The following is a 14,526-nucleotide window of genomic DNA, read 5'->3' as shown; positions in this document are numbered from 1 at the left end:
ACCTGACTATATAATTAATTAGCCTGGTCAAGGAGGTTTTAAACACTCACTTAAGCTTATTTAAAGACTTTAACGCGATCTTCAACCGGTTGGAATTGTTTCTCACCTGCTGGAGTTACCGTCTTGCCAAATGGCAATTGAGCAATCAGTTTCCAGTCTTGCGGGATACCCCAAGCTTCTTTTACTTCGTCATCAATTAGTGGATTATAGTGCTGCAGCGACGCGCCTAAACCTGCTTCAGAAAGCGCAGTCCATACTACGAACTGCAGAATGCCTGAAGATTGGTTAGACCAAACTGGGAAGTTCTCAGCATACAATGCGAAGTTTTCTTGCAGGTTCTTCACTACAGCTTGGTCTTCAAAGAACAATACGGAACCGTATCCTGCCTTGAAAGATGCTAATTTTTGCGCTGTTCCTTCAAATTGTTCAGCTGGAACAATTTTGCGCAAAGTTTCTGTAGTGATATCCCATAATTTATCATGCTGTTCACCTAAAAGAACAACCGCTCTGGAGCTTTGGGAGTTGAATGAAGTTGGGCTATGCAAAACCGCTTGCTCAACGATTTCAATAATTTGAGCATCGGCTACAGTGGATTCTTTACTGATGGCATAGATAGAACGTCTTCCTTTAACTGCTTCAAGAAAATTGTTAGACATAAAATAACTACCTCCATTTATTTAAGTAACTTACTTTTGTACATCTTATCACCTTTTTTCTGAAAACACAACATCTATTCACAACTTATTTTGTCGGATATACAATTAGCCTCGATTAGTAACATCTCCCCTTCACTTTTCCGATATACATTCCGGCTAAAAATAAGCTACAATAGTGCAGCAAAAGTACAGAAGGAAGGTTATATAAATGAATTTTTTAACAGGTAAAGTTCTTATTCCACATAAAAAAATGGTCATATTCTCTTGTGTAGTACTCTTTTTCCTTAGCTTGGCACTTACTGGCTGTAAAGACACAAAATCGTCTAATTTAAACGCTGGGGAACTTGATCAAGCTGAGCTAAAACCTCTCTCTTTCTGGGTCGCCACAGACACTCACTTTTTGGATAAGGCTCTTCAGGATGGTGGACAGGCCTTTCAAACTTATGTCACTGGAGGCGATGGAAAAATGCTGCCCTACAGTGATGAAATGGCTGAAGCTTTGGTCTATGACGCTGAACAGAAAAAACCTGCATTTATCATCCTCAGTGGCGATTTAACTAATAATGGAGAACGCAGCAGCCATCAAAAGCTAACCGAAAATTTAAAACGAATTGAACAACAAGGAACCTCTGTTTATGTCATTCCAGGCAATCACGACTTATTTAATCCTTGGGCTAGATCCTTCAGTGGCGATAAACAGCTCCTTACGGATTCAATTACAGATAAGGATTTCGTCAAAATGTATGCGGATTTCGGCTACAAAGAAGCTGCATCACGTGATAAGGAATCACTAAGCTATATCGTCAAGGCTGCCCCCAACTTATGGATTCTCATGATAGACAGTAGCCAATATCTTAATAATAAAAAATACGGTTTCCCTCAGACTGATGGGCGTATTGCTTCCTCTACGCTTTCATGGATGGATGAATCCGTTAAGCTCGCAGCCAAAGAGCACGCTTCTGTGATCACGGTGATGCATCATAATTTATTAAGTCACACTTCTATGTCCGTTTCAGGCTTCAAGCTTAATAACAGCCAGGAAGCTATAAAATCCTTACGGAAGAATGGACTAAATCTAGTTCTCTCAGGACATATTCATATGCAGGACATTCAAGTAGATCCAGCAGACGCGAATCAAGATACAGCATCCTCTGAACAATTGCCAATCTATGATATCGCTACGAGTGCGATGGCCGTCAATCCGCATCAATATGGAGCCATGACCTTCGATCCCGTCTCGCGAACCGTAAATTATATAACAGCGTCTTTGAACGTAGAAGGTTGGGCTGAAGCTAACCAGATTACAGATCACAATCTCTTAAACTTCAAGGCATATGCCGAAGAAACCTTTGCTACTAACTCCTATGACAAAGCTATGGATAGTCTTAAGGAAAGTCCTTTAACGGAGTCTGAAAAAGAATCCATGGCGAAGGTAATGTCCAAGCTGAATGTACAATACTTCGCCGGAACTGCAGGTACCTTTGCGAAGGATATTAAAGCGTTGCCGGGCTACAAGCTTTGGGAGGAACATCAGGACGGTTTCTTAGGAGGGTATGTCCAAAGTATGGCTGAAGAAAAATCGTTAAGTAATGTCGACCTAGAGGTGGTTTTAACGAAGCAATAAAAAGCTGCCCTATTTCATATAAAAAACCCAGCTTCACCCGCATTTCTGCGAAGTTAGAAGCTGGGTTTGTTTCTGTTAATTAGCCAATGAGGATCGAACTAACTATTTACGTGTAATAGTAATCCAACCATCTTCATCTACAAACACAGTAGCATGAAGTGCTTCAGCTAGCAGACGTAGCGATACATAGGCATCACCATATTCGTCAACAAATACAGGCTCTGCAAGCTTCACTTTGTCACCGTTAATCACTGCTTCGGAAGAACCGATTTTGAATACCAGTTTATCACCGTACACACCATCAGTTACGATAATAGCACGATTGACCGTATCCCATTCCACAGTAGCATCTAAATCTTCTGCAAAATACCGAAGAGGAATGTACGTCGTATTATTGTCAACGATCGGATAATAATATTCGTCGTCTGGTTCGATGACAATCGTTCTCTTGGTGATACCAAGATCGTCTTTCAAAATACGATAAACGTTAGAATTCGGATCAAAATTGTTCAAAGTCTCTCCAGGAGTCAGGTCACCGGAAGAAACATCAAGAGCTCCTTCTGTGCTGATTGGATCTGCCGTTACAGCCCCACCAATGTTCCAAATCTGACTGGAAGCCTTAAGAGAGAAGCTTTTTAATGGCATATCTTCTGTACCTGGAAGCGCCACTTTCAGATCAACATTCTGTTTACGAACATGTAATCCACTGTCTACAAAAATATCGACAGCAAGCTTCGTATCCTTACTCAGGACCGTCTTAAGCTCAGGGGTTGATTTGTAAAGACTGTCTAGTTGATTGTCATAAACCAGTAGTAAAGCATCAACAGCCAATTTTGCTGCATCATGCAGTACGGTTACAACAGCTTCTTTATCACCCAGAGGAATGACTCCAATACCTGGAATTTCATAATCACCGGAGCCTTTTTCGTCCATAGCTTTGATTACTGGATACAGATAGTCATATAGACCACCAACTAATTCTGTAAAGCCTTCCGTATCTTTAGAGATCGATTTCAGGAATCCTTTTAATAATGCCGGAAGCTCATCACCCGTCACTTCGGTATGTAACTTCGTCATATTCACCTGCTGGCCATAAACAGCCTCACTAACTGGTGTTACGCTAATTGCACTTGGATTAGGAAGATTCTTCACCACAAACTTCGTTAGCAGCTTACTAAGATCTTCAGCTTTAGTCAGATCCAATCCAACTTCAGCTAAGACCTCATCATAGCCTTGAACCGGGAAGTAAAATGGTTGTTTTGCTCCTTCAACCGTAAAGACTAAAGTTTGTTTGTCCATAAACATTGAGAATGGAATATTCAATTGTTTATAGCCGATCGTTCCATCGGCAGATACATTACCATTCTCTTGCAACTTTGCATGGCTAATACTCAGGGAAAAAGAATTTATGAGATCTACCATTTCCTTATCTTCTGCGCTCAGTCCTTCTGCAGGCTCAGCGTTCATAGAAAACGTCATGCTGGATTCTGATGATTTAACATCGACATCCCCGATCAATGCCTTATTAACATCGAAACCTCCAACCGATTGACATCCGGCCAGAACAAGCAGCAGCGCGACAAAAGGAATAAACCATTTTGTTCTAGCTATCATTTTCCTCATAGCAAGTCTCCTTTTTAAGAATTTTTTTAAAATCAATCCATTATCTCAGCAAAGGTAACATTTGTAAATCAAAGGATGAGTTATTGTAAAAATACTATAAATTCAACAAACTTCGCCATTCGATAGAAACCCATTCATTGTAAATCAAGCCTTTTAATACTGCCAAAATCAGTAAATGCGCAGGATAAAAAGACCACCAAACCCAGCGTTTCACCCGGTGACGCTCTAAATATCCCCAAAGTGCAGGTATCAAAGCAATCAACAATGTCGGTAAAATACTAAGCATTTGGACCACCCAATAGTTATAGAACATGTAAAACAAGTTTAATGCCAGATGTGCCATAACAAGCCAGTATGACCTCGTATAACGGAATATCAATACTAGCAGCAGGCCGTACGCATTATAATCTATCGGGAAGTAATCCATTAACGCGATAGCTGCAATGACAACAGGTATACCAAGCCATAGAGTAGGAAGTTTATCTAAAACAACTAATACAATTCCAGATAATAAAAGCGTAAACACCACATTCCATCCACCAGGATTAATCGCTAAATTGTATGGGATCTGAGCAATAATAGCGATTATAAGCAGTCGGAATAAATATTTCGGTCTGGATGATGTATGGATATGCCCCTGCACAAGCCCGTAACAGTAGATTGGAAAGGCTATTCTTCCTACATATCTCCAAGCGATATCCTCTGGAAAAAAGATATAGCCAATATGATCGATTAGCATCGTCAGCATAGCGAGAATCTGCATATCAAACCTCCTTAAAATAGGTTGATATCATACATTCGCCAAAGCGTACTTCATCTCCTTCGCTAATACACAAATGATGACCGCAATAAAAGAGATCTGAATTTCTGGTTTCTCGCCTCTTGACTTTATGGGGTGCAATTGAGTACTATGAACGAGCAACATCATATGGCAATGATCAAAGACAAGATTTCCTATACGAACTGTCCAGAGAGAGAGGTCTAGGCTGAAAGCTTCTCCAGTAAACGATTGTGGAGTTACCCCTTTGTAGCTGTGGCGCTGAATCCGTAGATCTAAATTTTACGGTAGTATGTGGCACCGACTTATCCACGTTAAAGGATACCAATGAGGTCCTATCCTTGTGATAGGTCGAATTAGGGTGGAACCACGAGCTGAACGCACTCGTCCCTTTCTGGGAGAGATGCGTTTTTTTGCGTTCACCACTAACAATTTTTGAGAACTGGAGGCTAACAATCATGGAGATCAAGGTAACACTGCAAAACGGAACAATTAGAGAGGTACTACAAGGAACGACGATTAAAGAAGCAGCAGGTGTCATAAGTACCAGTCTGAAAAAAAGTGCTGTAGCTGGAATAATCGATGGAAGATCCGTTGACCTAAACCAAACGATCGATCATGATTGCCAGCTCGAAATTGTTACGTTGGATAGCAAAGAAGGCCTGGAAATTTATAGACACAGTACAGCACATATCATGGCGCAGGCCATAAAGCGTATATATGGAGATAAGGGTGTCCAGCTTGGCATAGGTCCAGTAATCGAAGATGGCTTTTATTATGACATTGATATTGAAACACCTCTATCCACGGATGATCTTGTAGCAATCGAACAAGAGATGGCGAGAATTATTCAAGAGAATCACCCGATTGTCCGCCGTGTCGTTCCACGCGTTGAAGCAATCAAGCTTTTTGAAGCGATGAATGAGCCCTTAAAGCTGGAGCTTATCCGTGATCTACCTGAAGACACAGTATTATCTATTTATGAACAAGGTGAATTCTCGGATCTCTGTCGAGGCCCGCATCTTCCCTCAACTGGATTGGTCAAGGCCTTTAAGCTGTTGAATGTAGCAGGTGCCTACTGGCGTGGAGATTCCAATAATAAAATGCTGCAACGTATCTACGGAACTGCTTTTCCTAAGAAAGCTCAACTTGAAGAGCACCTACTCTTTCTTGAAGAAGCAAAGAAGCGTGATCACCGTAAGCTTGGCAAGGAACTGGAATTGTTCATGTTCTCTGAAGAAGCTCCAGGCATGCCCTTCTATCTTCCAAAGGGAATGACTATCCGTACAGAGCTTGAGAATTTCGCACGTGAACTACAAAGACAGAGAGATTACGATGAAGTTCGTACACCGCTGATGATGAATAATCGGCTTTGGGAGCAATCCGGGCACTGGGATCACTATAAAGACAATATGTATTTCACCAATGTAGACGAAACAAAATTTGCACTCAAGCCGATGAACTGCCCAGGTCATATGATGATCTATAAAAATAATCTACATTCTTACCGAGAGTTGCCTATCCGTATTGCCGAATTTGGTCAAGTACATCGCCATGAATTCTCTGGGGCACTTAACGGGATGATGCGTGTTCGTACTTTCTGTCAGGATGATGCCCATCTCTTCGTATTACCAGAGCAGATTGAGGATGAAATAAGCCGGGTAATCTCACTGATTGACCATATTTATCAAGTGTTTGGCTTTGAGTATAAGATTGAATTATCTACTCGCCCGGCAGATTATATGGGATCAAAAGAACTATGGGATCTAGCTGAACAATCTTTACAAAGTGTATTAGACAATCTCGGGATCGAGTATCGTGTGAATGAAGGTGATGGCGCGTTCTACGGACCAAAAATTGATTTCCATATTTTAGATGCGCTAAAACGAAGCTGGCAATGTGGAACCATCCAACTAGATTGGCAAATGCCAGAGAAATTCGATCTTACTTATATCGGGGAAGATAACCTTAAGCATCGCCCGGTCGTAATCCATCGCGCCGTTTATGGGTCAATTGATCGTTTTATGGGGATTATTACGGAGCATTATGCCGGCGCATTCCCGCTATGGCTAGCACCCGTTCAAGCGAAGTTATTGCCCGTCTCTGAGAACTACGTTGCTTATGCATTTCAGGTGAAACAATCCTTAGAACAAGCTGGCATTCGTGTAGAGGTTGATATCCGAAATGAGAAGCTAGGATACAAAATTCGTGAAGCTCAGCTGGAAAAAGCACCCTATATGCTCGTTCTCGGTGAGAATGAGAAAAACTCTGGCAGTGTATCTGTAAGAAAACGTGGTGAGGGGGATCTTGGTTCAAAGAGTATCCATGAGATTATTGAACAGATTAATAAAGAAATAGTTAGTAAAAATTAAAGTTCTGCTCCTAATTAAACGTTAAAGGGCTGTCTATTCGTAGAAATCTACGAACAAGACAGCCCTTTCTTTGATCACATATTATTATTCAAATGAACACTATTTCACGTACAGACGACTGCTTTCTTCCCAATATTCGCCTGGTTTGAGGCTGAACAAGCCAATCTCATCAGCCGGTAGATCCACCATTGGTGCGTTAACCAAGTTAATTTGCGGTTCAGGACAGAAGAACTGTTCTGTAGCACCATTGTTCCAGATCATCCATTGTTTGTACGAAGTCCCTACATCGTATACCAAGGTTATTCCAGCTTTACTGTCAGTAAGCTCCATCCGATTGCGTCCGTTCTGAGGTAATGCGGTGTAGTGATTATCCATCGATGCAAAATATGGACTCACACCTTCATCACGAAGCTGAACTTCTCCTGGCTCCAGCGCTTGGAATTTACCTGTTGGCAGCATGCGGTCATCCAGTTCCCAACGCTCGCCGATAGTTGCTTTTACACGGTAATCTTGTGGAGAACTTTCCGGTGCGAATGGTGCATTAATCGCGGTATGGAATGCCAACAAGCAAGGCATCACATCATCACCATCATTATGCACTTGCACCTGTTGAGATAAGCCACCTTCACCAAGGGTGTAACGTAGTTTCATCGTATATTTATGTGGCAAGTATTGATAAGAAGGATGATTCTCATCCACTTTAATGAATACGGTTACGAAGCTTTCTGTCTTACCGCTACCGAACTCTTCCACTTCCCAAGCTGCCGTATGTAAAAAACCATGCAAATGGTTGCCCGTAGCGACTTCATTTACTGGGAATTGATAAGTTTGACCATTCCATGGGAATTTGCCATCCTCATAACGATTCGGAGGAAATAATACAGGAATTCCATGGATACCTGGACTTGCCTTGAAGGCTTCCATTTCCTCAGCTCCCGGTTCATGCAAGAAACGGTAACCGTTTTCGGTATCACGGAAACAGATCAAGTTGCCACCGATACCCGGTAGTATAGCTGCCTCATAACGGCCAGCTTTTAACCAGATGGCTGCTTCTCCTTCATATTGTCCTTCATAGGCTGTGATAGACATAATAATATGTTCTCCCTTCCAGTGTCTGATAATTGTCTCTACTTGATAGATTACCACATCTGGTCATGACGTGACATGCCCTTTTTTACAGCTGTTCCACTTCAACGCTCATGACATGATCAATTTTCTTCACATCATAATAGATTTCTGTTGCGTAATCTTTATCTGGTGCTGAAATCACCATATCGATCATTTGCCTTCCATCTTCCAAATCCTTAATTTTCATTCTGCGGATCGCTCGGGAGGGGCTTCTAGTACTTCGTTGGGTACTAACCTGAGGCCGCTCGATTTTTTGGATCACTTCAGTAAGTACAAAATTAGCTTCCATGATGATTCTCACCGAAACTTCATGCTTGTTAAGCACCTCAGGGCCAATCGAACGAATTAAATGAGGAACCAAATTCACCGCAAACATCAAAAGAATAACTGCATACGCAGCTTCAATATAGAATCCTGCACCCACAGCTATCCCAATTCCAGAAGCTGTCCAGATGAGTGCTGCTGAGGTCAAACCTGATATCGCATCTCCACCTCTACGCAATATAACCCCGGCGCCCAAGAATCCTATTCCACTGACAATTTGAGCAGCGAGGCGCATCGGATCCATATTCGGATGCTCTGGACCCGCAAACTTATCAAAGGCATGAATGGACACTACGGTTACAAGACACGAGGCAATGCTTATGACCATACTGGTCCGAATCCCCAGCGGTTTCTGCTTGATCTGTCGGTCAATCCCGATGAACAGCCCGAACAGCATGGCCACTAGCAGCTTAATTAATGATTCAATATGAAAATCCATCATTCATTCTCCTTTCTCCAAGATACTCCATTATAACGGAAAACAGAGATAAAGATTAGCTTTATTTTACAGCAAAAAACGGCACTCCTATCCTCAATGTATATGCGCTCTAGATCAATTAGATCCCGCATAACAAAGAGGATAGAATCCGTTTTAAAGGAAGTGATTATTTACGAATATTTAACCATGAAGCAACGATTCAGCACCGTCACAATAAATCTCAGTTCCTGTAATATGATCGGAATCCTCGGAGGCCAGAAAAAGTGCCAGCTTCGCAACTTGATCAGGACGCCCGGGACCTTCCTCTAGCGGTTGATCCCCTTCCGGAAATTCAACAGGGATCTTTACCTCTTTCAGATCCTCGGATGGAAAAGTGTTGTCATCTATATTGGTCTTAATAGCTCCAGGACAGATCGCATTTACGCGAATTTGAAATTGAGCCAGTTCTAATGCTGCCATTTTCATAAAAGCAACCTGACCTGCCTTTGTCGTACTGTAAGCAGAAAAACCGATGTTAGAAAATACACGATTTCCGTTAATGGAGCTGTTAATCAGAATGCTGCCGCCGCTTTCTTTTAGATGCGGTATCGCATATTTAACCGTCGCGAAGGTTCCACGAAGATTGATGTGAATCGTCTGGTCCCAAGACTCAATATCCATCGTTTCAATGGGGGTCATGGCTCCATTAATCCCTGCATTAGCAAAAACAATATCAAGACGCCCCCATTTTGCGGCCGCCTTGTTTATAGCAGCTTCCACTTGCGGGGGTTCAGCAACATCGCATTCAATTACAAGTGCTTCTCCGCCTTCTTTCTCCACTTGTTTTCTAACCTTTTCTGCGTTCTCAACAGTTCTATCCAGCAACACAACTTTGGCCCCGTTACGGGCAAACTCAAGCACAGTTGCTCGTCCAATGCCGGAACCACCTCCTGTTACAATCGCTACCTTACCTTCCAGCTTCTTATCTGCCATGTTTAAGTATCCTCCTTCTTGTCATGCAAGCCTTTCCAGTTAAGTTCTTTCCTTAACCTTAACCTCGCATACAGAAGTTGAATCGGTAGATCTTTACTTGTCCTTATTCGCCTTGTCGAAGATGAATAATAAGATCATTTAATCCGGCCTCACGGATACCTTCTACGATTAAATCAGCAAGCAGACGCGCTCCTAAAATCTGAAAATGTGTATTGTCCTGTACACCGACTGGATGCAAGATATATTCTCCAGGATAACTCCACATGAACAGATCCTTCGTTCCTTCCACACCGTATGCTTCAAATAGCTTACGACTCTTCTCCGCCAAATCGATCAGTGGGATTTGCTCATTCTCGGCCAGCTCCTTCATTGCCGTTAAATAATCACCATGGCTGTCTACTATAGCTTCTAGATGATCAAATCTCCGGCGATGTACAGGAGTTACAAGTACCGGATAGGCTCCCGCTTCCCTAGCGACTGTAATCATCTGTAGCAAATATTCTTTATATGTAGTGAAAGGTTCGGTATGTCTACCTTCATCCCCTTTCGAATCGTTATGTCCAAACTGTATGAAAATATAATCTCTTGGCCGAAGCGCAGTAGAAATATTGTCCAAATGCCCTTCCTCAATAAAGCTCTTGGAGCTTCGACCAGAAATGGCTCGATTGTCCACTACAAGACCTGCTTTGAAGCAGCGAGGCAGCAACTGGCCCCAGCCAGCATAGGGATAACCAGCTTCTCCTTGATCGGTCACCGTAGAATCACCAGCCAAATATAAGACGAGCGCTTCGTTGTCAGGCTCAATGTCGAGAGCATTTATTCGAGGCGCAATACCTGAGAAGGAGAGCTTTAGCTGACCATCCATGATTCGCATCGCAAATGATTCACGTACGTACTGACCTGCCGGAACATTCAATATGTCTAATACGTACTTCCCAGCGCCTGCTCGAATTACTGTACTCGTATCTGCTAAGGAGTCACCAAGTACCAAAGAAATCCGGTAAATCCCATCAGGAATATCTAACAGGAAGACTGCCTTCTGCGGAATGCAGAAATCACTTCTTAATGTCTCTGATCCTCCCCTGGAACGCCCGAATACTGTCGAGTCTGAAGTAAAACCAAATCTCGTTTCCGGAGAGTATCGTGAGTCCGGCCGAATTTTGGTGTAGCCGGGCGCTGTATCTTTAATCCCAAAGTCAAAATGATAGCTATCCAAATTCAGCCGCACCTTTCTTCATTAGATATTTTATCCTTTCAAACCACTGGTGCTGATTCCTTCCACAATCTGCTTTTGAAAGAGAAAGAAAATAATCATGACGGGTGCCAAGCTAAGAACGGACATGGCGAACATGGGCCCCCAGTTGGACACGGACTCACTATCGAGGAACATTTTCAGCCCCATAGAAACTGTATATTTAGATGGAGAGTTCAGGTACAACACTGGCCCAAGCAGATCTTCCCAGCGCCAATAGAAGGAAAAGATCGCTGCAGTAGCCATAGATGGACGGATGAGTGGGAGAATGATTCTGAAGTACAGACCAAATTTCCCGCACCCATCAATCGTAGCCGCTTCGTCAAGTTCAACAGGTATCGTCCGAATAAACTGCAGCATTAGGAAAATAAAGAACGGAACACCGAAGAACTGTGGAATCACGATCGGCTTGATACTATCGAGCCATTCCAATTTGGCATAGATAATATATTGCGGGACTAGTACTACATCTGAAGGAAGCATAAGCGTCATCATCATGATGCCGAACCATAAACCATGCCCTACAAACTTATTGCGTGCAAATCCGAAGGCCACTAGTGAAGAAGAGATCACTGCCCCAAGCGTTGCTACAACGACGATAATTAATGAATTCTTTATGAAGACACCAAAGGAATATCCGGCAATCCCTTCCCAGCCTTTAGCATAATTCCCCCACACCCATGGATCGGGAAGAAGCTGCTGGGCGGTAACAAATACAAGCCGGCTCTCTTTAAAAGAGCTCATGATCATCCACAAAATCGGATACAGCATAATGATAGCGAGGCCACCGATAAGAATGTGATACAGCGGCCATTTCAGTTTCATTTTCGCCATGGATTATTTTCCTCCTTCCGATTCGTAGAAGACCCACGATTTGGATGTCTTGAACAAAATTCCGGTCATGATGCCGACTAGCAATAACATCACCCACGCCATAGCTGAAGCATATCCCATATTATTAAACATAAAGGCCTGACGGAATAGATATAGAGAATACAACATCGTACCGTCCATTGGCCCGCCTTCACCTTTAGAGATAATATAAGCTGGAACAAAGGTCATAAATGCACTGATCGTCTGCATGACTAGATTGAACAGAATAACTGAGCTTAGGAGGGGCATTGTAATCTTAAAGAACTTTCTGAAAAAGCCTGCTCCATCTACACTAGCTGCCTCGTACATTTCACCAGGAATATTTTTTAGACCCGCCAGAAAGATCAACATGGATGAACCAAACTGCCACACGGATAAGGTGATCAACATTATAAGCGCAGCGCTCGGATTACCAAACCAACTTACTGGACCCAGGCCGAAAAAACCAAGCATGCCATTAATAATTCCAGTATCACTAAAAATATTACGCCACATGATGGATACCGCCACACTGCCACCTATAATAGAAGGTAAATAATAAGTTGTACGATAGGCTCCGATCATGCGCGATTTTGTATTTAGAATCATAGCTACAAATAATGCAAAGGTGAGACGTAAAGGCACACCAATAAATACGTAAAGCAGGGTCACCTTTAGTGAATGTAAATATTTCGGGTCATTCGAGAACATTTTGATGTAATTATCAAATCCGATCCATTTAGGGGGAGCGAACAAATTGTATTTGGTAAAAGAAAGATAAAGAGAAATGATCATCGGGATCAATGTGAAGCAAAGGAAACCAATGACGAATGGACTGATAAAGGCATATCCTGTAAGGTTGCTTCGTAAACTCCGGCCTTTTAGCTTCTTTTTCTTAAAAGCCAGCGGATTCGAAGGAAGGGGATTCGTGGATGCCAAGGGTCTCCAACTCCTTTTTATGTGAATAATAAGGGAAACGGACTGCCGCCTAACCAAATGGCATGCCGTTTCCCATGTTAGACGCAGTATAGTTATCTGTTACCTTCTATTACCGGCTGGAGAGAATAGCGTTCGCTTCTTTTCGGAACTGTGCGGCGGCTGCAGCTGGGTCAATTTTGCCGAAGTTCATTTGTTCAGCAAGGTCTGTAAGGAGTGCTACTACCTCTGGCGATCCAACTGGCGGACTCATTGGAGAAGTAGTTGGCTCCATGTCAGCTACGAATTTAAATACTTGCTTACCGGAATCCGTTAATTGTGAGGCTACAGATTCTTTGATTTTGCTTGAAATTGGCACACCACGTTCGCCTTTGATTAGGTTGTTGGCTTCGGGATCATTAATCCAGAAATCAACGAACTTCGCTGCTTCTTCCTTCACTTTTGAGTTAGAAGTAACCGACCAATACATACTTGGCTGCATGTAGAGTCCTTTTTCCATATCTGGGCCCGGCATTTGTGCCAGTGCCATAGGACGATTTACAGCGATTTGCAAAGCAACATATTGGTTCGACCATTGCCATACGCCGATACCTGTTCCTTTAACAATATCAGACTCTTCGATAACGCCTTTGTTTTGGCTCAGTTTGTCTTGGGATGGAACCGCTCCATCTTTAATTAAACCAGACAGCATTCCAAAAAAGTCAGCGAACAAGGCATCATCCTCATATCCAAGTGCTGAACCATCATTGTTATAAAGTGCCAGCCCTTTTGTACGCAGATAATAGTTGAAGAATACGTCAGCTGCCATAGAACCGTCGATATACAGTCCAGCCGATTTAGCTTTCGCAGCAAGTTCTTTGTACTGATCCCAAGTCCAGTTCTCAGGAATGGAATCCACCCCTGCCTTCTTTAGCAATTCTGGGTCATATTGAAAACCAAGTACGTTAACGCCTAGTGGAATTCCGAATTGCTTCTCATGAATCACCCCAGTACTAAGTACGTTCTCATTCACATCACCGACTTGTATCTGAGCGTTTAAATAAGGCTTCAAATCTTCGAGCTGTCCGTTAGATCCATATTGATTAATATAAGAAATATCCATTTGAACAATATCAGGAAGTCGATTCGCCGCTGCTTGAGGGGCAAGCTTCTTCCAGTAATCATCGAATGAAGCATATTCAGGCTCAATCGTTACATTCGGATATTTAGCTTCATACATATCAATTACTTGTTGTGTATAAGAATGTCGTGTGTCTCCACCCCACCAAGCAATACGCAGGGTTACCGGTTCTGCTGAGGTCGTAGCTGCAGGCTTCGTTTCCGAAGGAGCATTTGTAGCAGAATCCGTAGCGGCAGCACTGTTATTGTTGTTCCCTCCACCACAACCGGCTAACATGGATGACAGCAACAATGGTACGGCTAATAAAGCGAATCTCTTTTTCAAATTCATGTCCCCTTTTCCTATAATAGTGTAAAGGCTCTGATCCCTTCAGGTAGCGCTTTCATGTTTAAATCTTCTCAAATATTCAGTAATTGTTGAATACAAAAAACCGTCTTGTTTGTTCAATAA

General features: G+C 42.6%; 12 protein-coding genes. 2 read left to right on the top strand and 10 right to left on the bottom strand.

From position 1 onward, the window contains the following. Window positions 1-56: 56 nt before the first annotated feature. Window positions 57-656 carry a nitroreductase family protein gene (locus tag MHB64_RS12735; protein ID WP_042187439.1) on the bottom strand — a complete coding sequence of 200 codons (600 nt, stop codon included), beginning with the start codon at window positions 654-656 and terminating at the stop codon, window positions 57-59. A gap of 208 nt (window positions 657-864) precedes the next feature. Between MHB64_RS12735 and MHB64_RS12730 the strand changes: the two genes are divergently transcribed. Beyond that, entirely contained in the window at window positions 865-2,280 is a 1,416-nt protein-coding gene (locus tag MHB64_RS12730; protein ID WP_094868569.1) for a metallophosphoesterase, read from the top strand. Between the two features lie 102 nt (window positions 2,281-2,382). On the opposite strand, the gene MHB64_RS12725 is transcribed toward MHB64_RS12730, so the two are convergent. Together MHB64_RS12725 and MHB64_RS12720 are read right to left on the bottom strand one after the other, a co-directional pair. Further along, complete coding sequence (locus MHB64_RS12725) at window positions 2,383-3,903, bottom strand: copper amine oxidase N-terminal domain-containing protein (protein ID WP_341134546.1); 1,521 nt, start codon at window positions 3,901-3,903, stop codon at window positions 2,383-2,385. Between the two features lie 94 nt (window positions 3,904-3,997). Next, window positions 3,998-4,666, bottom strand: coding sequence for a TraX family protein (locus tag MHB64_RS12720; protein WP_094875674.1), 669 nt, complete (start codon window positions 4,664-4,666; stop codon window positions 3,998-4,000). Between the two features lie 473 nt (window positions 4,667-5,139). On the opposite strand from MHB64_RS12720, the gene thrS reads away from it, so the two are divergent. Beyond that, window positions 5,140-7,053 carry a threonine--tRNA ligase gene (gene thrS / locus MHB64_RS12715; protein WP_341134545.1) on the top strand — a complete coding sequence of 638 codons (1,914 nt, stop codon included), beginning with the start codon at window positions 5,140-5,142 and terminating at the stop codon, window positions 7,051-7,053. A gap of 99 nt (window positions 7,054-7,152) precedes the next feature. Here the strand turns inward: thrS and MHB64_RS12710 are convergent, their stop codons facing one another. The 7 genes from MHB64_RS12710 to MHB64_RS12680 all read right to left on the bottom strand — a co-directional run bounded on the left by MHB64_RS12710 (window position 7,153) and on the right by MHB64_RS12680 (window position 14,406). Then, on the bottom strand, window positions 7,153-8,142 hold the full coding sequence (locus MHB64_RS12710; RefSeq protein WP_341134544.1) for an aldose 1-epimerase: 990 nt from the start codon (window positions 8,140-8,142) through the stop codon (window positions 7,153-7,155). Window positions 8,143-8,227: 85 nt separating this feature from the next. Next, the gene (locus tag MHB64_RS12705; RefSeq protein ID WP_042126933.1) at window positions 8,228-8,944 is read right to left on the bottom strand and encodes an MgtC/SapB family protein; all 717 of its coding nucleotides are present in this window, start codon (window positions 8,942-8,944) and stop codon (window positions 8,228-8,230) included. Between the two features lie 180 nt (window positions 8,945-9,124). Then, entirely contained in the window at window positions 9,125-9,916 is a 792-nt protein-coding gene (locus tag MHB64_RS12700; RefSeq protein WP_094868564.1) for an SDR family oxidoreductase, read from the bottom strand. 103 nt (window positions 9,917-10,019) lie between these two features. Then, a complete protein-coding gene (locus tag MHB64_RS12695) occupies window positions 10,020-11,132 on the bottom strand; it encodes a rhamnogalacturonan acetylesterase (protein WP_094868563.1) in 1,113 nt (370 codons plus the stop codon). 30 nt (window positions 11,133-11,162) lie between these two features. Further along, on the bottom strand, window positions 11,163-12,002 hold the full coding sequence (locus MHB64_RS12690) for a carbohydrate ABC transporter permease (protein WP_094868562.1): 840 nt from the start codon (window positions 12,000-12,002) through the stop codon (window positions 11,163-11,165). A 3-nt stretch (window positions 12,003-12,005) separates the two neighbouring features. Continuing rightward, complete coding sequence (locus MHB64_RS12685; RefSeq protein WP_094868659.1) at window positions 12,006-12,926, bottom strand: carbohydrate ABC transporter permease; 921 nt, start codon at window positions 12,924-12,926, stop codon at window positions 12,006-12,008. Between the two features lie 142 nt (window positions 12,927-13,068). Then, window positions 13,069-14,406 carry an extracellular solute-binding protein gene (locus MHB64_RS12680; protein WP_094868561.1) on the bottom strand — a complete coding sequence of 446 codons (1,338 nt, stop codon included), beginning with the start codon at window positions 14,404-14,406 and terminating at the stop codon, window positions 13,069-13,071. Window positions 14,407-14,526 lie beyond the last annotated feature (120 nt).

The sequence above is a fragment of the Paenibacillus sp. FSL K6-2859 genome, from assembly GCF_038008265.1.
In the GTDB taxonomy this organism is placed as follows: domain Bacteria; phylum Bacillota; class Bacilli; order Paenibacillales; family Paenibacillaceae; genus Paenibacillus_AQ; species Paenibacillus_AQ nitricinens.
Note: the sequence above shows the minus strand (reverse complement) of the source record. Positions and strands in the feature narration are given on the sequence as shown.

Excerpts from the sequence above, each read along its gene's own strand:
- thrS (WP_341134545.1), top strand. The coding sequence starts at position 5,140 with ATGGAGATCAAGGTAACACTGCAAAACGGAACAATTAGAGAGGTACTA.
- MHB64_RS12710 (WP_341134544.1), bottom strand. The coding sequence starts at position 8,142 with ATGTCTATCACAGCCTATGAAGGACAATATGAAGGAGAAGCAGCCATC.
- MHB64_RS12730 (WP_094868569.1), top strand. The coding sequence starts at position 865 with ATGAATTTTTTAACAGGTAAAGTTCTTATTCCACATAAAAAAATGGTC.
- MHB64_RS12705 (WP_042126933.1), bottom strand. The coding sequence starts at position 8,944 with ATGGATTTTCATATTGAATCATTAATTAAGCTGCTAGTGGCCATGCTG.
- MHB64_RS12680 (WP_094868561.1), bottom strand. The coding sequence starts at position 14,406 with ATGAATTTGAAAAAGAGATTCGCTTTATTAGCCGTACCATTGTTGCTG.
- MHB64_RS12690 (WP_094868562.1), bottom strand. The coding sequence starts at position 12,002 with ATGGCGAAAATGAAACTGAAATGGCCGCTGTATCACATTCTTATCGGT.
- MHB64_RS12700 (WP_094868564.1), bottom strand. The coding sequence starts at position 9,916 with ATGGCAGATAAGAAGCTGGAAGGTAAGGTAGCGATTGTAACAGGAGGT.
- MHB64_RS12735 (WP_042187439.1), bottom strand. The coding sequence starts at position 656 with ATGTCTAACAATTTTCTTGAAGCAGTTAAAGGAAGACGTTCTATCTAT.
- MHB64_RS12725 (WP_341134546.1), bottom strand. The coding sequence starts at position 3,903 with ATGAGGAAAATGATAGCTAGAACAAAATGGTTTATTCCTTTTGTCGCG.
- MHB64_RS12720 (WP_094875674.1), bottom strand. The coding sequence starts at position 4,666 with ATGCAGATTCTCGCTATGCTGACGATGCTAATCGATCATATTGGCTAT.